Raw genomic sequence first — 21,545 nt, 5'->3', positions numbered from 1 at the left:
GATCTTACCAGAATCCTTCGTGCACATGGGCAATTCGGGCTTCCATGTCTTCAACAGGGCCGATGACCACAACCTTGCGCTGGCCTGCGTCAAACACCTGCGTGCAGGGCATGTTCATGGTCAGGTTTTCGGGGTTGTCGCCGGTCAGGGTTGCCAGGCGCTTTTCGGTCATGCCGTAAACAAGGCGGCCAATGCCTGCCCAGTAAATGCTGCCTGCACACATGCAGCACGGCTCTACCGAGGTGACCAGTGTGCATGCAGCCAGAAAGTCCGGCGTATATAACTGTGCTGCCTTGCGGGCGACATTGAGTTCCGCGTGTCCCGTCCCACGGTCTGTTGCAGCACTGTTGCCGGATTCAAGCAGGATTGTTCCATCTTCTGCCGCCAGCAGGGCCCCAAAGGGATGATTGCCAGCAAGCCTGCTTTCCTGAGAAATCTGGAGTGTTCTCTCGAGTAGTTTTCGGTCTGTGGCAGTCAGGCTGTGCTGGGGTGATGGGTCGGTGGACATGAGAGGGCTCCCGTAAAAATATACAGCAAGGAAGCTTCAGACTTTAAAACATTGCATTTATGTTCCTGTAGCGCAATGAATTGTCAGCGGTGTTCTGATTTTTCATACACGGGGGTATTTTGTAAAAATGTCGGCATTTTCACGCGAACTGCTGTCTTTTGTGGAAATCAGTCGCCACAATTCGGTTCGGCGTGCAGCGGAGGTGCTGAATGTTGCCCCCTCCGCCCTGATCCGACAGATGCAGATGCTTGAGCGTGCATTTGGTGCACCGTTAATGGTCCGTACCCCACAGGGCAGCCGCCTGACGGATGCGGGTAAAAAACTGCTGGAGCAGGCAACCCAGTGGATTGATGCCGAGCGCCGCCTGCGCGCCACAATTGCCCGCCCCGATGCTGCGGGGGTGCGTTTGGGTATTATGGAATGTCTTTTGCCATTTGTCGCAGTCCACCCGGACCTGCGCGACCACAAAACGGCTTTGAGACTGATCGTCTCGGACACAAACACCCTTGTGCGTCAGTTACGTGCGGGGGAACTGGATGTGATTATTGCGTTTAATGTTCTGGATGATCAGGACATATCCATTCAAAAAAAGCGTGATTATGACATTGGTTTGATTGCAACGGCAGGAATGCTCCCCACCGGGGGCAAGGTGGCGGATCTGCTGTATGCCTGTGCTGATTTGCCACTTTGTCTGCCGGATAGTTCGCTCTCTCTCTGGCCCAGACTGGATGGGGAGTTCACACGCATGCGCGTGCAGCCCAAAGGTCTGGTCAACACCAACTCGGTGGAACTTATTCGCGCATACATCCGGCGCGGGGAGTATATGGGAGTGCTGACATGGCTGGATGTTGTGCACGATGTTTCCGCTGGCGTGTTGTGTTTTCAGGCCCTTGATAATCTGCGACTGCGCGAAACACTGTGTTTGTGCACCCGCTATGGTGGGGGCGTGCCCGCTGCGGTTATGGCGGAGTTGTCGCAGATGTTTGAGGCTTTGCCACAAACCGGGCAACGCCTTAACGTATAATCTCGCTGCCTTGGTGGTGTGCGGGCCACATGAGCCATGAATGGCAGGCCGTGGTGCACACGCGCTTTTCATGCCAGTCGGGTGTGGCTGTGTAGGTGTGCGACCCGGGAGTGTGGTATGCTGCCCACCATGCCGCGTGTCTGGCATGGTGGATGGAAGGCGCAGACCATGCGTAAACAGCTTTTAGGTCTTGTTATGGGCAGCCTGCTGGCCATGTGCTCCGTGCCGGTTATGGCGCAGGACACGGAAGAGGACGGCGATTACAAGGCGTTGATGCAGAAAACCACGCAAAATGCCAATGGCATCTGCATAGATTACCTGAACTCCGAGCATGGCGATTATTCTGGCGATAAAATGAGTGAATCCCGCATGCCAGATGAGGTGACCAGAGGTCTGTCCAAAGCCATACGCGACGAATGCCAAAAACACCCCAAGGAGCGGGTCGGCAAAGCCGTGAACAATGTTAAAACTGCTTATGCGCATGAGCTTGAGCAGATTGTCCGGCACATGAAGCTGAATGATGACCCGCTACGCACAAACGGCGGGTCATAAAAAAGCGGCTTTTCCCGAGGTGTGGCATTTGCCCAACTCGGGAAAGAGGCTGTCAGATATGTGAGAAAACGGATTTTTCCGGCAGGCGGGATTTGGGGAGGCTGGCGTTAAAGTCGGCATCCGAATGGTAGCCCAGAGCGACAATAACGGCCGGAGACAGGCCTTTTTCTGCCAACCCCAGTTCCGTGCTTAAAATGCTGGCGTCAAAGCCCTCCATGGGGGTGGCGTCCACGCCAAGCAGTGCTGCGGACAAGAGTAGGAAACCCTGCGCAATATAGGTCTGCTTTTGTGTCCATGTCGGCACGTCCCCGGCCTGCTCGTGCAGTCCTACAAAGCCGGAACGGCCTTTGTGCGCCAGAGCGCGTGCCTCCTCATTGGCATAGCGGCCATCGGCCTGCTCCTGATCGGCCAGTGTTTGCAGGTAGTCCGCAGGCAGGCTGTTGCGCGCACTCAGCACCACAACATGTGACGCGTCCATGACCCGTGGGGCATTAAAAGCGAAGGGGCCGCTGGTGGCCTTGGCAATCCGGGCTTTGCCCGCGTCATTGTCCGCGACAAAAAAGTGCCAAGGCTGGGAGTTGACGGATGATGGGCTGTAACGCAGGGATTCCAGCAGTTGCGCTGCAATGGGTGCTGGTATCTTACGCTCTTTGTCGTAAGCCTTTGTCGTGTGGCGGTGCTTGAGAATGTTAATCAGATCCATGGTGCTGTCCTAACCGTTGCCCAATTTGCCACTGGCACAGACTGTGGCAGAGGGTCTGCCACAGTGCTGATGATGCCTTACAGTGGGTTGGATGGGCAGGCAGATCAAGGGGGGAGATCAAACTGCCCCCACGGCACAGGAGCAGGTTAGGCGATGATAATCCTGTCCCGTCCGTCTTTTTTGGCCTGATAAAGTGCTGTATCGGCCTTGCGGATAATGGCCGCTGTTTCTGCCGGTAGGGATTTGTCCCACATGGCAATACCAAATGACATGGTGATTTTGCCAAGGGTGCGGCCATTATAGTGCAGCTCCAGCCGGGACAGGTTGTCACGCAGGCTTTCTACCCGCTGGACAAGCGCATCCAGCGGGTGTGAGGCGGTGATGATCAGGAATTCCTCGCCCCCAAAGCGGCAGACAATATCATCGCTTCTGAAGGAGTTCTGTATTTCATTGGCAATGGTGCGCAGGACCATATCGCCTGCGTCATGCCCGAACTCGTCGTTAATATGCTTAAAATGGTCAATATCGGCCATGATCAGGCCCAGAGCGGTGTTGTTCCTGCTGGCCGTGGCAATTTCCGCGTTCAGGCTTTCTTCCATATGTCTGCGGTTGTACAGGCCTGTCAGCGGGTCATGGATTGTCTGTTCAAGCAGGTTTTTTTGCAGGTTCTGGTTGACCAGAGCAGAGGCTATGTTTTCCACCAGTGCGACAAGGCGGAAGCGGTTTTCCTCCGCAACAAGACTTTGCAGGTATAAAAGCCCAACAACCTCACCACTCGCAAACAATGGCTCGCAGTGGTAGATGCTCACGTCCTTCCCCACATGCTGGCAGACCACATCCCCCCCGCTGGTGGAAACGGCATGGCTCTGCCCTAACCGCAGCGCCCAGCATGATGAGGGATGCAGCACATCGCACCCCACAGCAATGGCACCCCATTGTGCAATGCGCTCAAGCTGGTTGGTTGTGTGGTTGTACGTGTACAGCGCGCCGGGAATATTAGGCAGCACACGTGGCACAAATGCGCAGATAATGGCTGAGAGTTCAGTGCTGGTGCGCGCGGCCTGCAACCGGTGGGCCATTTCGCCCAGCAGTTCCATGGCTTCGTTGTTGCGTTTGAGTTCCGCATTGGCCTGGAGCAGTTTGTGGTCGCTGGCCTCCTGCGCCTGCATGGCGGCGTCCATCCGCTCGGCCATGGTGTTGTAACCCTGCGCGAGCATGTCAAACTCGGTACAACCCATTTTGTCATCCACGCGGGCTGCGCGGTTGCCGTTCCCAAAGTCGGCCATGGCGCGCACGATCAGGCTGACAGAGCGGCGCATGCCGTTAAGCACAAGATACAGCAGGCCATTGACCAGCAGCACAATAATCAGGCAGCCACCCAGAACCAGCTTTCTGTTCCAGCTGACATGGGCTTTGGCGGTTGCCTCCCGCGCAATGAGCTGTTCTTGTTCTGTCTGCCGGATTTCTTCCGCTTTTTGCACAATAATGGCCATGTCCACACGGCCCTGCCCCAGAATAACGCGGGACCTTGCCTCCTCAAACCGTCCCTGACGGGCGAGTGCGATCTGTTTGGTCAGGGTGTCTATGCGCTCGTTGGTGGCAATTTGCAGGCTTTGGGCGCGTTCGTGCTGGACCGGATTGTCCTGCACCAGTTGCTCCAGCATGTTGACTTTGGAGAGGGCCGCGGCAACGCGGTCGTCAAAATCCTTGGCAAAGGAGGGGTCGGTGGTCAGGAGGTAGCCACGCTCCTCAGCCTGTGCCTCGCGCAGGTCGGACAGGGTCTCGGAGACGATTTCTGTAATTTTCTGGCTGTGGGTATTCCATTCAAAGCTGGCAATCATGCTGTTGGAGGCAGAAAGCAGCAGACCCGAGAGGCAGACCAGATTAACGCTGACAATGGAGCCAACAAAGACGATCCGAGATGTAAGGGAGTGGAGCAAAATAATCTCTTTGCACTATAAAATTTTGTGCAAAATACAGTATCTATTCCATCCGTTCAATTCCGTTTTAGATGTCTTGCAAGAATATTCTGTGACTATGCGGCATGATTTAATTCATTATTAAAGATCAGATAAAGCTTTTGCGCATAAGTTGTGCAAGGCAGCCCTTGGCAGGTTAAAAGCCCGTATGGATGACATGGCGTATGTCCGCGCGGGGAACCATGGCTACTGAGCCGGAGTTTACAGCGTGTGGGTGCCATAATGGCGCCGTAAAAGTAGCCAAACCTTGCCGGGTACAATTGCATAGTGGCTTAGGCCCAAAGGAATAAATCTGGTGAATATCAAGCTCCTTGTCGCCGTTATGTTGAATGGTTTTTTACTGGCTGGGTCTTCTGCCAATGCGCAGGGTATGGGGCCGGGTGGACCCGGTGGCGGGCCGCCGGGCCAGAGGGGTAATCCGGGCCTGCATAATCCGCCGCCCGTACAGGGTGGGCCGGGCCGTGGGCATGGGCGTGGTGGCCGTGGTGGTCCGGGGTTTGATGGTGACCATTATGACATGAACCGGCGCTGGAAGCGGGGAGACCGCTATGACGGGCCAGTCAATAATCGCTGGTATGTGCAGGACTGGCGTAGCCAGCGCGGGCTGTATGCCCCGCCGCCGGGTTATCGCTGGATGCAGTATGGCAACCAGTTCCTGCTGACCAGCATTGCCAGCGGAGTTATTGCGGGTGTGGTCAGCGGGGTCATCTCCTCGGGTATGGCGCGCTGAGTGCTCGTACAGGCTGGTATCCGTCGGACTGTCAGCCTGTGCGCTTATGGTGTTATCCACAGATTCTGAGGATGCTTGCGTGGGTAAGCCTGTGGATTAAAAGCGAATAAACAAAAGGTTGCAATCCGGTGCGGTGCTTGGTAGGCATCGCCCCGTCCTTGGGGAGTAGTTACCCTCAGTCATGAGGGGCCTTCATCAACACACTTGGCTTTCGGGCCATGGTGGAGGCAGCGTTTTGGTCGCAAAACGCCAGGCAAGACCAACGGCAGCGGAACCTCCAGATGTGGCCGGGGGAGTTCCGTCTGCCGTGTGAGTCTCTTGCGGCCCTTGGAATTGTCATGACCGGTATTTTCACGCTGGGTATTCTTGGTCTCAGCCTGTCTGTCGATGCTTTTGCCGCAGCCGTTGGCAAAGGTGCGACGGTGCAGAACGCCCGTTTGAACGATGCTGTGCGCATTGGCGCCGTATTTGGTTTTTTTGAGGCGATAACCCCTGTCATTGGCTGGGTTCTGGGGCTGGCGCTCAGCACATGGATTGCCGCAGTCGACCATTGGATCGCGTTTGGCCTGCTTTTGGTTATTGGCGGCAACATGATCCGGCTTGCCTGCACAGGGCATGATGCAGAGACCCCCGAGCATGATGTCAGGCAGAGCCGCCATAACCGTGGCGTACTGGGGTTGGTGACAACCGCATTGGCCACCAGCATAGACGCAACGGCTGTTGGGGTCAGTCTGGGTGTGATGCGGGTTAATATTCTGGCGGCCTGTCTGGTTATTGGGGGGACGACTACGGTTGTGGCCACGCTGGGCGTTATTATCGGCCGGCATGCCAGCGTGTGGATCGGCCGTTATGCAGAAATTCTGGGGGGCATGGCGCTGATCGGTATCGGCTGCTCCATTCTCTACACGCATTTGAGCGCGCCATAACTCTGGCCTGGGTGCGGCATGGTCGGGGCCATGCCGCACCGGCAGGAATGGGAAATTTCTCTCGGGCAATAATTGTTATGTTATAATATTGCATATATAGCGGAGGGAGACCTGTTCCAGCAATAAGGCCCCGCTCATGCCCAGCAGATTGCCCGTTACCGTCCTGTCCGGTTTTTTAGGTGCCGGAAAAACAACGCTCCTCAATCATATCCTCAATAACCGTACCGGCAGACGTGTTGCGGTGATTGTGAACGATATGAGCGATGTAAACATTGATGCCGATCTGGTGCGCGGTGGCAGCAATTTGTCCCGCACGGATGAAAAACTGGTGGAAATGAGCAATGGCTGCATCTGCTGCACCCTGCGCGATGACCTTTTGCAGGAGGTGCAGCGCCTGGCCAGCGAGGGGCGGTTTGATTATCTGCTGGTAGAATCAACAGGGATTGCAGAGCCTCTGCCAATTGCTGCAACATTCGAGTTCAGGGACGAAGAAGGGCGCAGCCTTTCTGACATAGCCCGGCTGGACACGATGGTGAGTGTTGTGGACGCAGTCAATCTATTGCGTGATTACAGCTCCACAGATTTTCTCAGGGATCGGGGGGAGGTCGCGGGGGAAGAAGATGACCGCGCGCTTGTGTCCCTTCTGGTTGAGCAGATCGAATTTGCCGATGTTGTTGTGCTGAACAAGGTCTCCAGCGCCACGGCGGAGCAGCGTATGGCTGCGCGCCAGATTATTGCCAGCCTGAACCCCGATGCCGATATTGTGGAGGCGGACCATGGCGCTGTTCCTTTGGAGCGGGTGTTGGATACGCACCGCTTTGATTACGACAAAGCACATAAAAATCCCTTATGGTACAAAGAGCTTTATGGTTTTTCCGATCATGTTCCCGAGACGGAGGAATACGGAATTCACAGCTTTGTCTTTCAGGCAAGGCGGCCTTTTGACCCGGTAAAATTCAAGGCTTTTATTGATCATGCATGGCCGGGCGTTGTGCGGGCCAAAGGCTATTTCTGGCTGGCAACGCGCCCCAGATGGGTGGGGGAGTTGGGTCAGGCGGGAGCACTGGTGCGTACGGAGGCCGCAGGGCACTGGTGGGTGGCCATTCCGCCTGAACACTGGCCGGACGACAAGGAGTGGCAGGACATGCTGGTCTCCCGCTGGGACCGGGTGTACGGCGACCGACGGCAGGAAATGGTGTTCATTGGCACCCCGGCCATGGACGAGGCCGCCATTCGCGCGGCACTGAATGCCTGCCTTGTGCCCGATACTGGGCAAACCCTGTTTGACGCACAGGAGTTTGCGCATCTGCCAGACCCGTTTCCCGTCTGGCAGACAGAGCCTGCGGCACAATGAGCCGCCTGCAAGCACGCACCAACGAACGCACCCTGCGCCATGAGGTCTGGCGCAGGTATGATGGCAATGACTGGCAGGCGTTTGATGCACTGCCGCCGAGCATCAGGCAGCGTGTGAGCCAGCACAGCTATGATGCATGGTCGGTAAACGTGCTGATGCTCTGGCGGCATTACAAGCGGAGCTATGGTCGCACCGTGCGGGCAGAAAAGGCGTTGATCCGCTATCTGGATTATTGCGAACGGCTTGAGCGCGATGTGTTCGCGGCCCGCTATGGGGAGGAGTATGGCATGGAGTTGCCGCATCTGGCGGCACAGGGGACTGTGCAAAGGTAGGCGGTTCGTGCGTCTCCCCACGGTAATGTCTTGGCCTGATGGCTGGAGTATGTTAGAACAAAAACAGAACATACTGGGCGTGGGAGGCAAATATGGCCGTAGCCGAGCGTATCGTGTTTCAACCCTTTATATGGCAGGGGGCGGCATTGCGGGCTGGTGCTCCCATTTTATGCCCCAATGTGGATGATGCACGCAGGCGGGTGGACAAAATCCGGGCTGGCATCCTGCGGGTTGCCGGTGCGGTTGTCGTGCGCATGCAGGTGGATGAGGATATAGGCGATTACGGTGAGCCTGAATATCTGGAGCAGGTAGGGGATGTTCCCTTGGTGGAGGAAGACTGAGCCGCCCTACGGGCAGAGATGAGGCAACACCAGTCGCGGCTCACCAAGCTGACACAGGGGGGATGGCGCAAAGACAACACGATGTAGGAACTGGCGCCGCTTCCTGCTAAAGAGGGCGCGTAAAGGCAAGGGGCAAGGCCCGGTCTGCCAGTTTATGGTAAAGGATTGTGTTTATGGCTGTGCATTATGCCACGGTAACATGGGAGCAACTGCATCGGGATGCTCGGGCACTGGCGGCGGCCCTTATGCCCAGAATGCCTTTTAAGGGTATTGTCGCGGTGACCCGTGGCGGGTTGATCCCCGCAGCCATTGCCGCCAGAGAATTGGGTTGCCGGCTGATCGAGACCATTTCGGTCGTGACATATGATGAAGAGGAAATGGGGCAGCCCCAGATTATCAAATCCCCCGATGCCGCAGGGGATGGGGAAGGCTTCCTGATTATTGATGATCTGGTCGATTCCGGTGTTACCGCGCGTTTTGTGCGTGAGCGCCTGCCCAAAGCCTATTTTGCCTGCCTGTATGCCAAGCCAGCAGGTAAAGCCCTGACAGACCTGTTTATTACGGAAGTTCCGCAGGATACGTGGGTTCTGTTCCCGTGGGATACGGCTCCGTTGTTTGTGCCGCCACTGGTCAGCAACAAAAAAGAGTGTGCGGAGTAATTTTTTTAACGCAGCAGGGTTGCCAGTTTGCAATTAGACGCCTAGTTTCCCGCTTGTTCGGGGCGTGGCGCAGCCTGGTAGCGCGCGTGTTTTGGGTACACGAGGCCCCCGGTTCGAGTCCGGGCGCCCCGACCATAAATAAAGCGGGAGGCACATCATGCCAGCGCGTATTTATAAGCAGTCCAAGCCAGCCGGTCAGTCCGGTCTTATCGGCACCCACCAGTGGGTGTTTGAGTACGGGCAGAGTGCTCCACGTAAGCAGGATGCCCTTATGGGGTGGTCCGGTAGTGCGGATACAAATTCCCAGCTTCGGCTTTTGTTTGAGACATGTGAGGCCGCAGTAGCCTATGCCCAGCGTGAGCAGATTGCTTACGAAGTGGAGCAGCCCACGCAGCGCCTCCGCCGCCCCAAGGTTTATGCCGATAATTTTGGCTATACGCGGGTGCAGAACTGGACGCATTGATTTTTAGCCCCTTTCCCCTTATGCGGGAGGGGCTGTTTAGCGCCCTTAGCTCAGTTGGATAGAGCAACAGCCTTCTAAGCTGTGGGTCATTGGTTCGAATCCAATAGGGCGCACCAGTTTTTTCAGGCCAGATGCGTGATGATTGTCAGGGTGGAGTTATGCTCCGCCCTTTTTTGCGTGGTGGTGGGTGCCGCTACCTTGTTGCTGGCGGGTTTGTCAGCTTTCGACGCAGGTAAAGTGTCCTTCTGCATGCCCGCGCTGCGAGAGGCATCTTGCGCCCGTCTTGTTGCGACCACAGCTATGTGGCTGTGGGGGATGCCAGATGCATTTTACAAGGTTCTGCGCTTTGCACGGTCTGTCTGAGCCAATAGGGGCAATGAGGCCGGGTGTTTTTTTAAGACGAAAATATGTGGGGGCAGGTTAAAGCCGCTGCTCCCACATGGGCCTTGGGTCAGATAATGTAGTCAATCGGGGGGAGTGTCTGGTCCATGTTCAGGGCGGGCATGCCCTTGTGCCGCACACCCACCTTACGGGCAGGGTTACCCACCACGGTGGTAAAGGGGGGTACGGGCTCAAGCACTATGGAACCTGCGCCAATTTTGGCCCCTTCGCCAATTTCAATATTGCCCAGTACCTTGGCACCAGCACCAATCAGCACGCCGCGACGCACCTTGGGGTGTCGGTCCCCGCAGTGTTTGCCAGTGCCACCGAGGGTGACATTTTGCAAAATGGATACGTCGTCTTCAATAATGGACGTCTCCCCCACCACTATGCCAGTGCCGTGGTCGAACAGAATACGTCGGCCAAGCTGGGCTGCGGGGTGAATATCCACCCCAAACAGTTCCGATGCCCGGCTTTGCATGTGCAAAGCCAGATGCCGCCGCTCGCATAGCCAGAGCCAGCGGGCAACCCGGTAGGTCTGCACCGCGTGGTACCCCTTGAAGAACAGGAAAGGGGTTACAAAGTCCGGGCAGGCCGGGTCGCGTTCACGAATGGCCAGCAGGTCTGCCGCCGCCGCGCACACAAGGTCGGGCTCTGCGTCAAAACTTTCCTTAACCAGTTCGGACAGGGCATCCGCTGCTACGGAGTGGTCCCCCAGTTTGCGACCGATCAGGGCCGCAAGGGCAGAGGCAAAGCTGGAATGGCTGCGCACGCCAGTGGCCAGCAGACCGCGCACCAGCGGGTCATGGCAACTGCAGGCCTCCTGCGTCATCTGTTCCCACAGCACGGTGAGCTGTGGCGCGCACAGCAGGCTGCTTTCCTCAAAATGGCTGGAACTGACAGAGGCAATTTGAGCGTCGCGCATCCCGGCTACTCCGTTACTACAAACCCATGGCGTGCTTTACAAAGGCTTTCCGTAGTGCGGGAAAGCGATGCACGCCAGCAATACCCAGATCACGCGCCAGACGGAGAACCGGGTTGTCATTACTGAACAGCCTGTCCAGCGCATCTGTTGCGGCCAGCATGAGCATATTGGCCGGTCGGCACAAGGCTTGATACCGCGCAACAACGGCGGGAGCGCCGGGGTCCTTGCCCTGTGCGTGTATGTCCAGCAGCAACGTGCTCAGGTGGATGATATCGCGGTAACCAAGGTTAAGCCCCTGACCCGCAATGGGGTGAATACCATGTGCGGCATCGCCTACCAGAATAAGCCGCGTATCCGTATAGCGCGCTGCATACTGGGCGGAGAGCGGGTATGTCCAGCGCCGCCCCACGGGGGTTACGCGGCCAAGGCGGGTGTTGCCCATGCGGCGCTCAACCTGACGGGCGAACGCATCGTCAGGCAGGGCGGCAAAGCGCTCGGCCACGCCGTCCTTGTCGCTCCACACAATGGCGGACATGTAGGGGTGTTCTTCTGTGCCGGTCATGGGGAGCTGGGCAAACGGGCCAGCAGGCAGGAAGTGCTCCAGAGCGCTGTTGTCGTGCGGGAACTCGTGGGCAATGGCGCACACAATGGCGGTCTGCCCGTAGGGCAGGCGGGTCAGGGGAATGCCTGCCTCGGTGCGCAGGCGGCTCCGGCGGCCATCGGCGGCCACAATCAGGCGGGCATTAAAGCTGCGGCCATCAAGCAGTTGCACATGTGCGCTATGGGCTGTGCGGGTAATTTTGGCTTCAGCCGGGGCCAGCACGGTCACGCCCGGAGTGGTGCTCAGGCATTTGTTCAGGGCTACACGCAGGGCGCGGGCTTCTACCATCCAGCCAAAAGGCTGTGTGGCATCCTCACGCGTGAATTCAAGGAAGAGGGAGGATGCAGGCTCACCCGGCCGACCATCAGTGACCAGAATTTCCTCAATAGGGCAGGAGGCGGTGGGGAGTTCATCCCAGACTCCCGCACTTTCAAGGTATTCCTTTGGGCCTGCGGCAATGGCATAGGCCCGCCCGTCCAGATCGGGGTGTTCCATGGGGGGGAGGGCAGCTTTGTCCACAACGGCAACCTGCATGCCGCCACGCGCCAGACGGCAGGCAAGGGCCGCGCCAACGGGGCCCGCGCCAATAATGCACACGTCCACATCCGCGACATGCGGGAGGTGGGTGCTGGCGTGCTCTGCCGTAGCGTGGGGGGGGATTGGGCGCATGGGGTGTTTATCCTTACAATTCACGCATCTGGCGGGCGGCAGGCCCAAAAAGCCCGCACAGGCTGTTGCAGGTCATGCCCCCTATATGCGCCCTCCTGTGCGACAAAACCAGCCGTCTTGCCTTGAGGTGCATCAAAGCTCTTGGCAATTGGTGTTTAACTGTGCCAACATCGTAACGTCATGGAAATGTTTTGCAGCAGGGAGTTGCAGGCAGTATGAAGCTGATTACCGCCATTATAAAGCCCTTTAAACTCGATGATGTCCGCGAAGCGCTCGCGCCGCTGGGTGTTCAGGGGATTACTGTTTCCGAGGTCAAGGGTTTTGGTCGCCAGAAAGGGCAGACCGAAATCTACCGTGGGGCTGAATACCGGATCAGCTTTCTGCCCAAGATCAAGGTGGAAGTCGCTGTGAGCGATGCCCTGCTCGATCAGGTGCTGGAAGCGATTCTGGATGCCGCCCACACGGGCAAGATCGGGGATGGCAAAATCTTTGTCAGTGACCTCGCCCGCGTTATCCGTATCCGCACGCGGGAGACGGGGGACGCTGCCCTTTAACGCCTGCGTTCAGGTGTATCCTGCCTGCCGGTAGGCAGGTGGGGGTGCGTGTGAGCGCACTGTGTGCACGGTAGCTGTGCGTGTGGCTGGTGTTTGCGCCAGCACGCTGCCGTGGGGGCGGATGCATGGCCCGTTGCCAGCCGCCGTAGGTCATCTTCCCTGCTATTTTGAGACTTGACGGGGCGGGGGTGTGGTTCCATTGCTTCGTACATGCGAGTAGCTGCCATTCTACTGGCTGCCGGTACAGGCAGCCGCTATGCCGCCACCACGGGGTGTGCCACGCCCAAGCAGTACGTGCTGCTTGCTGGCCAGCCCGTTATCCGTCATGCCGCGCAGGCTCTTCTGCCGCATGTCTCCTCTATTCAGCCTGTAGGCGACCCGGCCTCTCTGGCCGAGGCACTGGACGGCCTGAGCGTTCTGCCGCCTGTGCAGGGTGGGCAGACACGTCAGGCCAGTGTGCGCGCCGGGCTGGAAGCGCTTGATGCGCTCCCCCCCGAGCAAAAGCCCGATCTGGTGCTGGTACATGATGGTGCCCGCCCGTATGTGAGCGCTGCGCTGGTCAATGCCGTTGTGGCGGCGCTGGCGGAGCATCCGGGTGCCATTCCCGCAGTGCCTGTGGCCGATACCCTCAAGCGTGAAAAAGACGGTGTGATCGACGGGACTGTCCCGCGTGACCACCTGTTCCGTGCGCAGACGCCCCAAGGCTTCCGCTTTGGTCTGTTCTTGGACCTGCACCGCGCCGCAGCATCGCTCGATGCGACCGACGACGCCGCCCTGCTTGAGGCTGCGGGTATGAGTGTTGCACTTGTGCGCGGCGATGAAGATAATATCAAACTGACATACGAGGCAGATCTGGTGCGTCTTGAAAGGCTGATCGGCCCCACATTGCTGCCGCGTGTGGGCCTTGGGTATGATGTGCATGCCTTTGAGGAAGGGCGTCCGCTCATTATGTGCGGCATTACCATCCCGCATACACATGGCCTTGCCGGGCATTCCGATGCCGATGTGGGGATTCATGCGTTGTGTGACGCCATTTATGGCGCGCTGGCCGAAGGAGATATCGGCAGGCACTTCCCCCCCAGTCAGAACGAGTGGAAGGATGCGGACAGCGCCCGCTTTCTTATCCATGCGGGGCAGCGTATCCGTGAGCGGGGTGGCATGCTGGTCAATGCCGATCTGACCCTGATTTGTGAACGCCCCAAAATTGGCCCCCATGCGCAGGCCATGCGCGAGCGTCTGGCGGCGTTGCTGGAAGTGGATGTGGATCGTATTTCGGTCAAGGCGACAACCTCGGAACGGCTCGGCTTTACCGGGCGTGAGGAGGGCATAGCCTGTGCCGCCACGGTAAGCGTGCTGGTGCCGTAAGGTTTTTACCGCTCAACCGTTACGAAAAACATTGCACAGGGGCGCGTGGATCGGTATTTCTGCCTAATTCGTAGGCAAATGGAAATGACTGTGCAAACGCAACCCCTGCTGCGTCCCATTGATCTGGGCGGTGTTGTCCTTGATACGCCGGTAATTCTGGCTCCCATGTCCGGTGTGACCGACCTGCCATTCCGGCGGCTGGTACGCAGGCTTGGCGCTGGCCTTGTTGTTTCTGAAATGATTGCCTCATGGGCCATGGTGCGTGAGAACGACACCACACTGCGCATGGCCGAGGTGGCCGATGCTGGTGGCCCCAATGCAGTGCAGCTTGCCGGGTGTGACCCGCAGGCCATGGCCGAGGCTGCCCGCATTGCCGTAGACCGTGGTGCGGACCTGATTGACATCAATTTTGGTTGCCCGGTCAAAAAAGTGGCCGTGGGGCAGATGGCTGGCTCCGCCCTGATGCGTGATGAGGCCGCAGCGCAGCGTATGCTGCAAACGGTGGTCAAGGCCGTGTCCGTGCCGGTCACGCTTAAAATGCGCATGGGCTGGGACCACGCACACCTGAACGCCCCGGTGCTGGCCCGTATTGCACAGGATGCGGGTATTCGCATGATTACGGTGCACGGGCGCACCCGCCAGCAGTTTTACAACGGTACGGCTGACTGGGCCTTTGTGCGCAACGTCAAGGATGCGGTGGACCTGCCCGTTATTGTGAATGGGGACATCCTGACCACGACCGACGCACGCAATGCCTTGGCCCAGTCTGGTGCGGATGGGGTGATGATCGGTCGCGGCTGCTATGGGCGGCCGTGGTTTTTGGCGCAGGTTGCGCATGCCCTGCGCACGGGGGAGGACATGCCTGACCCCACCTTGGAGCAGGAAAAAGCCATTGTGCTCGAGCATTATGGCATGATGCTGGAGCATTTTGGCCCCCGCCCCGGCCTGCGGCTGGCGCGCAAGCATGTGTCCTGGTATTCGGCCGGTCTGCCTGCCTCGGCTGCTTTCCGTGCGGCCTTCAATAAGGTGGAAACGCCAGAGGAGGCCGTGGCCCGGATTGCCGAATTCTATGACCAGCAGATGGCTTTGGGCGCACAGCGTGAGCCACGTGCCTCCCGGCAGGAGTCGGCCCGCCAGCAAGAACAGGCCCACGCGGCGTGAGCACACCGGCGCCAGACAGGGCAGAGCCTGACGCGGCGCTACTACTGGACAGCCTGCCTGTGCCCTTGCTGGAAGTCGGGGCGGGGAATGTGGTCCTTGCGGTCAATATGGCTGCGGAGGAGTTTTTTGGCATGTCCCGCCAGCAGATCAAAGCTGGCGGCATGGCGGAAATTGCACCACCAGACCACCCGATCTATCTTTTGCTGACCCACCTGCGCCAACGTGGCGGCAGTGTAACGGAGCATGACCTGTTATTCAGCTCTCCGCGCTTCCACCATGAAGGGGTGAGCGTGCAGGGGGCGGAGGTGCTGGACCACCCCGGCCATCTGTTGCTGACATTCCACCTGCCGTCCACAGCGCGCGTGCTGGACCAGCAGCAGGTGTATCGCTCGGCGGCACGGAGTGTGTCTGGCATGGCGGCCATGCTGGCGCATGAGGTGCGTAACCCGCTCTCCGGGATCAAGGGGGCGGCCCAGTTGCTCGAACAGGCCGTAAGTGATGCCGACCGCGACCTTGCCACCCTGATTTGTGATGAGGTGGACCGCATAGACGCGCTGGTCGAGCGTATGGGTATGTTTGGCGAGGCACGGATGGACTACCGTGCGCTGAACATCCATCGCCTTTTAGAGCATGTCAAACTGCTGGCGGGCAATGGTTTTGCCAAAGGCCTGCGGATTATCGAGTGCTATGATCCCTCCCTACCTCATGTCTGGGGGGACCGGGACAGGCTGGTACAGGTCCTGCTCAATCTGGTTAAAAACGCGGCGGAAGCCTTGCAGGAAGCCGGTAAGGAGGGGGACATCACGCTCATGACCAGCTACCGCCCTGGCATTCGCGTGACTGCGCCGGGCACCACCCAGTGGCGGCATCTCCCGCTTGTTGTCACAATAAGGGATACGGGGCCGGGTATTTCCGAAACGGTCAGGCCACATCTGTTTGAGCCATTTGTCTCTACCAAGGTGAATGGTAGCGGGCTGGGGCTGGCGCTGGTGGGTAAGGTCATGGACGACCACGGCGGGGTTATGGAAGTGGAAAGCCGGCCCGGCCGAACCGAAATCAGCCTTTTTCTTCCGCTTGCGGAAGAAAGGGGTGGCCTCCCTTGACGATAGGCTTGCCTGAGCCTGATAAGCCTCTCCCTGTTGTTTTTCCTCTGGTCCAGAACGCATGACACCGCTGCCCACCATTCTTGTTGCCGATGATGACCGGTCCATTCGCACAGTGCTGGGGCAGGCACTTGGCCGCGCGGGGTATCAGGTTCAGTTGACCCCCTATGCCTCGACCTTGTGGCAATGGGTGCAGGAAGGGGAGGGGGATCTGGTCATTACGGATGTGGCCATGCCAGACGGTAACGGGCTGGAGCTTGTGACCCGCATCCGCCAGATCCGCCCTGACCTGCGGGTTATTGTGATGAGCGCGCAGTCCACACTGACAACCGCAGTCAAGGCCACCCAGCGCGGGGCGTTTGAATATCTGGCCAAGCCGTTTGACCTTAAAGAGCTGCTGGCCGTTGTTGCCCGTGCGCTCACAACCCCCGTGCAGGCCGCGGAAAAAACCACAGCCCCCCAGACGCCCGAAGAACGCCTGCCCCTGATCGGGCAGTCCGTGGTTATGCAGGGGATATACCGTAGCATTGCCCGGCTGACGACTTCGGACCTGACCGTGATGATTACGGGGGAAAGCGGGACCGGCAAGGAACTGGTGGCCCGCGCTCTGCATGAATATGGCCGCCGCCGCAACGGGCCTTTTATTGCCGTCAACATGGCTGCCATCCCGCGTGAGCAGATTGAGAGCGAACTGTTCGGTTATGAGCGTGGCAGCAATCTGGGGCGTATGCCCGGCAGGTTTGAGCAGGCATCTGGCGGCACGCTGTTTCTGGACGAAATCGGGGATATGCCGCAGGAGGCCCAGACCCGCCTGCTGCGCGTTCTGCAGGAAGGGGAGTTTACAACCGTGGGCGGCTCCACCCCGCTGCACGCCGATGTGCGGATTGTGGCTGCCACCCACCGTGACCTGCGGCAGGCCATTCAGGCTGGCACCTTCCGTGAGGACCTGTACTACAGGCTGAATGTGGTGCCGCTGCGCCTGCCCCCCCTGCGGGAGCGGCGGGAGGATATTCCCCTCCTTGCCCGGCATTTTCTTGCACAGTGCCGGGAGGCGGGCGGAGGCTACCGGATGCTGGATGAGGAGGCCATGGACCGCCTGCAGGCATGGCGCTGGCCGGGCAACGTGCGTGAGCTTGAAAACCTGATCCGCCGCATTGTGGCCCTGTATTCGCAGGAGACCATTACAGCGGATCTGGTGGATGCGGAACTGGCGGACCCTCTGGGGAGCGAGTTTGAGCCGGACAGGGCACCTGTTGCCGAACCGCTGGTCGATTCAGTTTCGCGCCATATTGCCCGCTACCTTGAAGCGGGGCGTGAAGGCATGCCGCTGCATGACCTGCATGCCCGCATTATAGCCGAGGTGGAACGCCCGTTGATCCAGATGACATTGACGGAAACACGGGGCAACCAGATCAAGGCTGCCGCCATGCTGGGGCTGAACCGTAACACCTTGCGCAAAAAAATACGCGATCTTGAAATTCCAGTCGTGCGCGGTGTGGTCTAGCCTTGCCCATGCCCAAAACGCCCCGGCTCTTCTTCAGGCATTTTTTCTCCCGCGCGCGGCTGCACTGGCTCCTGCGTGCTCTTGAGCGCAGGAGTGTAGCCGTAACCCTTGTCGCTCTGGCGCTATGTCTGGTGTTCGCAACCTTTGTGGTGCTCTCCGGTGGTATGTCGTTTGGGCATTATGCCGTGGTCGAGCCGCTGGTGCTGGGCATTAACGGGCTGGTTCTGCTGCTTCTGCTTCTGGCCATGGGGGTGCGTGGCTGGCCAATGCTGGTGGAATACCGCAAGGGGCTGGCAGGTACGCGCCTGCATGTGCGCCTTGTAACCCTGTTTGGCATTGTGGCGGTTGCACCGACTGTTGTGGTTGGCGTGTTTGCTACCCTGTTCTTCCATTACGGAATCCAGATATGGTTTTCCGACCGGGTGAACACCGCCCTGAACGAGGCGCTACAGGCCTCTCGCGGGTATTTGCAGGAACATAACGCCAATATCCGCACAGATGCGTTCTCGATGTCCAACTACATCATGAGCGCACAGAACGAACTGGCCGCCAGTGGCATGGAACTGTTGCAGGACCATGATGCCCTGTCCCAGATGCTGGACAGTCAGGCGACCATCCGCGGGCTGACCGAGGCCCTTGTGTATGACCCCATTACCAACCGCGTTGTAGCCGCAGGCGGGTTGATGAGCCGCACGGGCTATTTGCAGGACCTCCCCCCACCTGCGGCAACACTCATGGCGCGCTCGAACGACGTGGCCATTCTCGACTCCCCTGATGAGCGCACGGTGCGCGCGGTTGTGGAGTTGTCGCAAACACCAACCCTTATGCTGGTAATTACCCGCCTGGTGGACCCGTCCATTCTGGAGCACATGCACCGGACGGAAAACGTGGTGGCGGATTACAAGCACCTCAACAGCAACAAGGCCAAGATCCAGCTGACCTTTGTCATGATCTTTGTGCTGGTCGCGTTGCTGGTGCTGGCTGTTGCCGCCCTGATCGGCTTTGCGCTGGCCACCCAGATTGCCCGCCCGCTTGGCCTGCTGAGCATGGCCGCGCGCAGGGTGAGCGAAGGGGACCTGCGCGTGCATGTGCCCGAAACTGACCGCGATGATGAGGTGGCGGGCCTGTCGCGCGCCTTTAACCGCATGACGGAGGAACTGGATAGCCAGCGCTCGGAGCTTATGGCCGCTTATGGTCAGATCAATGAGCGCAGGCGCTTTACGGAGGCTGTTCTGTCTGGCGTGTCCGCCGGGGTGATCGGGCTGGATGTGGAGCAGCGGATTGAACTGCCAAACCGCGCGGCCAGCGTGCTGCTCCAGACCAACCTGGCAGACGCCACGGGCGAACCTCTGGCGACCCGTGTGCCTGAGTTTGCAGCCTTGCTGGACGAGGTAACCCGTGCGCCAGAGGCCGTTTTCACGCGGGAAATCCAGATTGGTCCGGCCAGCAGCCAGCGCACCCTGCTGGTGCGTGTGGGCGCGGAACTGCGCGGCACCGTAACCGAAGGGTATGTCATGACGTTTGATGACATTACCGCCCTGCAACAGGCCCAGCGCAAGGCTGCGTGGGCAGATGTGGCCCGCCGCATCGCGCATGAGATCAAGAATCCGCTGACCCCCATCCAGCTTGCGGCGGAGCGGCTCAAACGCCGTTTTCTCAAGGAGATCACCTCCGACCCAGATACATTCGCCCAATGTGCGGACACAATTGTGCGTCAGGTCGGCGATATCGGGCGCATGGTGGACGAATTTTCGGCTTTTGCCCGTATGCCCCAGCCAATTATGAAGGATGAGAACCTTTCCCGTATTGCGCAGGAGGTGCTCATCCTGCAACGTAATGCCCATCATGAGATTACATACCACCTTGATCTGCCCGATCATGGGCCAATGGTCCGGTGTGACCGGCGGCTTATCAGTCAGGCCTTGATCAATCTGCTGCAAAACGCGGCGGATGCCATTGCCATGGCGCCCCGGCAGGCTGCCCCCCCCGAGCAGGGGGGCGGATCTGCGGGGGAGGTATGGGTGCGTATTGCGCAGGAGGCGGAAAACATTGCTATTGTCGTGGCTGACAATGGGGTGGGCCTTCCAAAAGACGACCGGAACCGCCTGACGGAACCCTATGTAACGCATAAGGCCAAGGGAACGGGACTGGGATTGGCTATTGTGAAAAAAATCATGGAAGACCATGGTGGAACCGTGCGTCTGGAAGACAGGGCAGGAGAGAGAGGAACTGTGGCTACTCTGGTTTTGCCGGTGAAAGACGACCATGGCGCATGAAATCCTGATCGTTGATGACGAACCCGATATCCGGATGCTGATTGAAGGCATTCTGTGTGATGAGGGATATGAGGCCCGCGTGGCTTCCAGTTCCGAGGCCGCGCTGGCGGCGTTCAGGGTACGCAGGCCATCGCTGGTCATTCTGGACGTGTGGTTGCAGGGCTCGGACATGGATGGGCTGGAAATCCTGCAAACCATGAAGGCGGAGGAAGCCTCCGTCCCCGTGGTCATGATCTCGGGCCATGGCACGATCGAGACCGCAGTGGCGGCACTCCAGCACGGGGCTTATGACTTTATAGAAAAGCCTTTTCAGGCAGATCGGCTTTTGGTCATTGTCCGGCGTGCGCTCGAAGCCTCCCGCCTTGCGCGTGAAAATGAGGAACTGCGCCTACGGGCCGGGCAGGATGCCGAGCTGTATGGCAACAGCGCGCAGATTGTGGCCATTCGCAACCAGATTGAAAAAGTAGCCCCCACCGGCTCGCGCGTGCTCATTAGTGGCGGGCCGGGGTCTGGCAAGGAGGTGGCTGCGCGCATGATCCACGCCCGCTCCCGCCGGACCGACGGGCCGTTTGTCGCACTGAACTGCGCAACACTGGCACCGGGCCGTTTTGAGGAGGAACTGTTCGGGCTTGAGGGCGGGGTGGATGGCGTGGGCCGCCGTACCGGTGTGCTCGAGCGTGCCCACGGTGGCACCCTGCTGCTGGATGAAGTGGCGGACATGCCGCTGGAAACACAGGGCAAGATTGTACGCGCCTTGCAGGACCAGACATTCGAACGCCTTGGCGGAGGGGCGCGGGTTAAGGTGGATGTGCGCGTACTGGCCACCACCAACCGTGACCTTCAGGCCGAAATTGTGGGGGGGCGCTTCCGCGAGGACCTGTACTACCGTCTGGCGGTTGTCCCCCTGCGTATGCCCGCACTCAAGGAACGGCGGGATGATATTCCCGGTCTGGCCACGCTCTTTTTGCACCGTGCGGCGGAAATGGCGGGCCTGCCCTCGCGCGATCTTTCGCCCGATGCGGTTGCCGTTCTGCAGGCGTATGACTGGCCGGGCAATGTGCGCGAACTGCGCAACCTGATGGAGCGAGTGCTGATTATGCAGCCCGGCAGCAGTCAGGACCTGATCCGCGCGGACATGCTACCTTCCACCATAGGGGAGAACGCGCCGGGGCTGTTGAAGTTCGATGCCTCGACCGATGTGATGAGCCTGCCCCTGAGAGAGGCGCGTGACCTGTTCGAGACCCAGTACCTTCAGGCGCAATTGTTACGTTTTGGAGGGAACATAAGCCGCACTGCGTTGTTTGTAGGCATGGAGCGGAGCGCTTTGCATCGCAAACTCAAGCAGCTTGGTGTAACATCGGACGAACGGAACACTGGCTGATCAGTGAGTTGTTGCGGGGCATGCAGGGCGTTAGGTCTGGCTCCCAAGAAAAAA

At 58.9% G+C, this 21,545-nt stretch carries 22 protein-coding genes, 2 tRNA genes and 1 riboswitch; of the genes, 18 read left to right on the top strand and 6 right to left on the bottom strand.

Annotated elements, in window-relative coordinates:
* Positions 1-4: 4 nt before the first annotated feature.
* On the bottom strand, positions 5-508 hold the full coding sequence (locus HK26_RS00725; protein ID WP_086638017.1) for a nucleoside deaminase: 504 nt from the start codon (positions 506-508) through the stop codon (positions 5-7).
* A gap of 127 nt (positions 509-635) precedes the next feature.
* On the opposite strand from HK26_RS00725, the gene HK26_RS00720 reads away from it, so the two are divergent.
* Complete coding sequence (locus tag HK26_RS00720; protein WP_086638016.1) at positions 636-1,532, top strand: LysR family transcriptional regulator; 897 nt, start codon at positions 636-638, stop codon at positions 1,530-1,532.
* 117 nt (positions 1,533-1,649) lie between these two features.
* Entirely contained in the window at positions 1,650-2,084 is a 435-nt protein-coding gene (locus tag HK26_RS13820; RefSeq protein ID WP_257640799.1) for a hypothetical protein, read from the top strand.
* Positions 2,085-2,136: 52 nt separating this feature from the next.
* Here HK26_RS13820 and nfsB read toward each other — a convergent pair whose 3' ends face one another.
* Positions 2,137-2,787 (bottom strand): oxygen-insensitive NAD(P)H nitroreductase, encoded by a 651-nt coding sequence (gene nfsB, locus HK26_RS00710; protein ID WP_086638015.1) that lies wholly within the window; start codon positions 2,785-2,787, stop codon positions 2,137-2,139.
* A gap of 146 nt (positions 2,788-2,933) precedes the next feature.
* Positions 2,934-4,727 (bottom strand): diguanylate cyclase, encoded by a 1,794-nt coding sequence (locus tag HK26_RS00705; RefSeq protein WP_086638014.1) that lies wholly within the window; start codon positions 4,725-4,727, stop codon positions 2,934-2,936.
* A 334-nt stretch (positions 4,728-5,061) separates the two neighbouring features.
* Here HK26_RS00705 and HK26_RS00700 point away from each other — a divergent pair, with 334 nt between their 5' ends.
* The 9 genes from HK26_RS00700 to HK26_RS00660 all read left to right on the top strand — a co-directional run bounded on the left by HK26_RS00700 (position 5,062) and on the right by HK26_RS00660 (position 9,687).
* Entirely contained in the window at positions 5,062-5,496 is a 435-nt protein-coding gene (locus tag HK26_RS00700) for an RcnB family protein (RefSeq protein ID WP_257640798.1), read from the top strand.
* 148 nt (positions 5,497-5,644) lie between these two features.
* Positions 5,645-5,747: riboswitch (yybP-ykoY riboswitch) on the top strand.
* Positions 5,748-5,834: 87 nt separating this feature from the next.
* Positions 5,835-6,422 carry a manganese efflux pump MntP gene (locus HK26_RS00695; protein ID WP_086638041.1) on the top strand — a complete coding sequence of 196 codons (588 nt, stop codon included), beginning with the start codon at positions 5,835-5,837 and terminating at the stop codon, positions 6,420-6,422.
* Between the two features lie 136 nt (positions 6,423-6,558).
* On the top strand, positions 6,559-7,776 hold the full coding sequence (gene zigA, locus HK26_RS00690; RefSeq protein ID WP_086638013.1) for a zinc metallochaperone GTPase ZigA: 1,218 nt from the start codon (positions 6,559-6,561) through the stop codon (positions 7,774-7,776).
* The gene (locus tag HK26_RS00685; RefSeq protein WP_086638012.1) at positions 7,773-8,108 is read left to right on the top strand and encodes a DUF6525 family protein; all 336 of its coding nucleotides are present in this window, start codon (positions 7,773-7,775) and stop codon (positions 8,106-8,108) included. Before zigA ends, HK26_RS00685 begins: the two co-directional genes overlap by 4 nt.
* A 92-nt stretch (positions 8,109-8,200) precedes the next feature.
* Positions 8,201-8,449, top strand: a complete 249-nt coding sequence (locus tag HK26_RS00680; RefSeq protein WP_086638011.1) for a hypothetical protein — start codon at positions 8,201-8,203, stop codon at positions 8,447-8,449.
* Between the two features lie 173 nt (positions 8,450-8,622).
* On the top strand, positions 8,623-9,108 hold the full coding sequence (gene gpt, locus HK26_RS00675; RefSeq protein ID WP_086638010.1) for a xanthine phosphoribosyltransferase: 486 nt from the start codon (positions 8,623-8,625) through the stop codon (positions 9,106-9,108).
* 58 nt (positions 9,109-9,166) lie between these two features.
* Positions 9,167-9,243, top strand: a tRNA-Pro gene (locus tag HK26_RS00670).
* A 22-nt stretch (positions 9,244-9,265) separates the two neighbouring features.
* The gene (locus tag HK26_RS00665) at positions 9,266-9,571 is read left to right on the top strand and encodes an ETC complex I subunit (protein WP_086638009.1); all 306 of its coding nucleotides are present in this window, start codon (positions 9,266-9,268) and stop codon (positions 9,569-9,571) included.
* 39 nt (positions 9,572-9,610) lie between these two features.
* Positions 9,611-9,687 (top strand) — tRNA-Arg (locus HK26_RS00660).
* 6 nt (positions 9,688-9,693) lie between these two features.
* Here HK26_RS00660 and HK26_RS13815 read toward each other — a convergent pair.
* From HK26_RS13815 to HK26_RS00645, 3 genes are all read right to left on the bottom strand, one after another.
* On the bottom strand, positions 9,694-9,822 hold the full coding sequence (locus HK26_RS13815; RefSeq protein WP_257640797.1) for a hypothetical protein: 129 nt from the start codon (positions 9,820-9,822) through the stop codon (positions 9,694-9,696).
* Between the two features lie 200 nt (positions 9,823-10,022).
* Positions 10,023-10,877: a serine O-acetyltransferase gene (gene cysE / locus HK26_RS00650; RefSeq protein WP_086638007.1), complete on the bottom strand. Its 855-nt coding sequence runs from the start codon at positions 10,875-10,877 to the stop codon at positions 10,023-10,025.
* Positions 10,878-10,893: 16 nt separating this feature from the next.
* Entirely contained in the window at positions 10,894-12,147 is a 1,254-nt protein-coding gene (locus HK26_RS00645; protein ID WP_086638006.1) for a UbiH/UbiF/VisC/COQ6 family ubiquinone biosynthesis hydroxylase, read from the bottom strand.
* 215 nt (positions 12,148-12,362) lie between these two features.
* On the opposite strand from HK26_RS00645, the gene HK26_RS00640 reads away from it, so the two are divergent.
* The 7 genes from HK26_RS00640 to ntrX all read left to right on the top strand — a co-directional run bounded on the left by HK26_RS00640 (position 12,363) and on the right by ntrX (position 21,491).
* Positions 12,363-12,701, top strand: coding sequence for a P-II family nitrogen regulator (locus HK26_RS00640; protein ID WP_086638005.1), 339 nt, complete (start codon positions 12,363-12,365; stop codon positions 12,699-12,701).
* 210 nt (positions 12,702-12,911) lie between these two features.
* On the top strand, positions 12,912-14,066 hold the full coding sequence (locus HK26_RS00635; protein WP_086638004.1) for a bifunctional 2-C-methyl-D-erythritol 4-phosphate cytidylyltransferase/2-C-methyl-D-erythritol 2,4-cyclodiphosphate synthase: 1,155 nt from the start codon (positions 12,912-12,914) through the stop codon (positions 14,064-14,066).
* 90 nt (positions 14,067-14,156) lie between these two features.
* Complete coding sequence (gene dusB, locus HK26_RS00630) at positions 14,157-15,227, top strand: tRNA dihydrouridine synthase DusB (protein WP_180539227.1); 1,071 nt, start codon at positions 14,157-14,159, stop codon at positions 15,225-15,227.
* Positions 15,224-16,330: a two-component system sensor histidine kinase NtrB gene (locus tag HK26_RS00625; protein WP_086638002.1), complete on the top strand. Its 1,107-nt coding sequence runs from the start codon at positions 15,224-15,226 to the stop codon at positions 16,328-16,330. Before dusB ends, HK26_RS00625 begins: the two co-directional genes overlap by 4 nt.
* 61 nt (positions 16,331-16,391) lie before the next feature.
* Positions 16,392-17,834 (top strand): nitrogen regulation protein NR(I), encoded by a 1,443-nt coding sequence (ntrC, locus tag HK26_RS00620; protein WP_086638001.1) that lies wholly within the window; start codon positions 16,392-16,394, stop codon positions 17,832-17,834.
* Between the two features lie 8 nt (positions 17,835-17,842).
* Positions 17,843-20,110, top strand: a complete 2,268-nt coding sequence (locus HK26_RS00615; RefSeq protein WP_086638000.1) for a sensor histidine kinase NtrY-like — start codon at positions 17,843-17,845, stop codon at positions 20,108-20,110.
* Positions 20,100-21,491: a nitrogen assimilation response regulator NtrX gene (gene ntrX, locus HK26_RS00610; RefSeq protein WP_086637999.1), complete on the top strand. Its 1,392-nt coding sequence runs from the start codon at positions 20,100-20,102 to the stop codon at positions 21,489-21,491. Before HK26_RS00615 ends, ntrX begins: the two co-directional genes overlap by 11 nt.
* Positions 21,492-21,545: the final 54 nt, after the last annotated feature.

The sequence above is a fragment of the Acetobacter okinawensis genome, assembly GCF_002153655.1.
In the GTDB taxonomy this organism is placed as follows: domain Bacteria; phylum Pseudomonadota; class Alphaproteobacteria; order Acetobacterales; family Acetobacteraceae; genus Acetobacter; species Acetobacter okinawensis_A.
The sequence above is the reverse complement of the archived record's forward strand: the minus strand, read 5'-3'. Positions and strand labels throughout refer to the sequence as shown.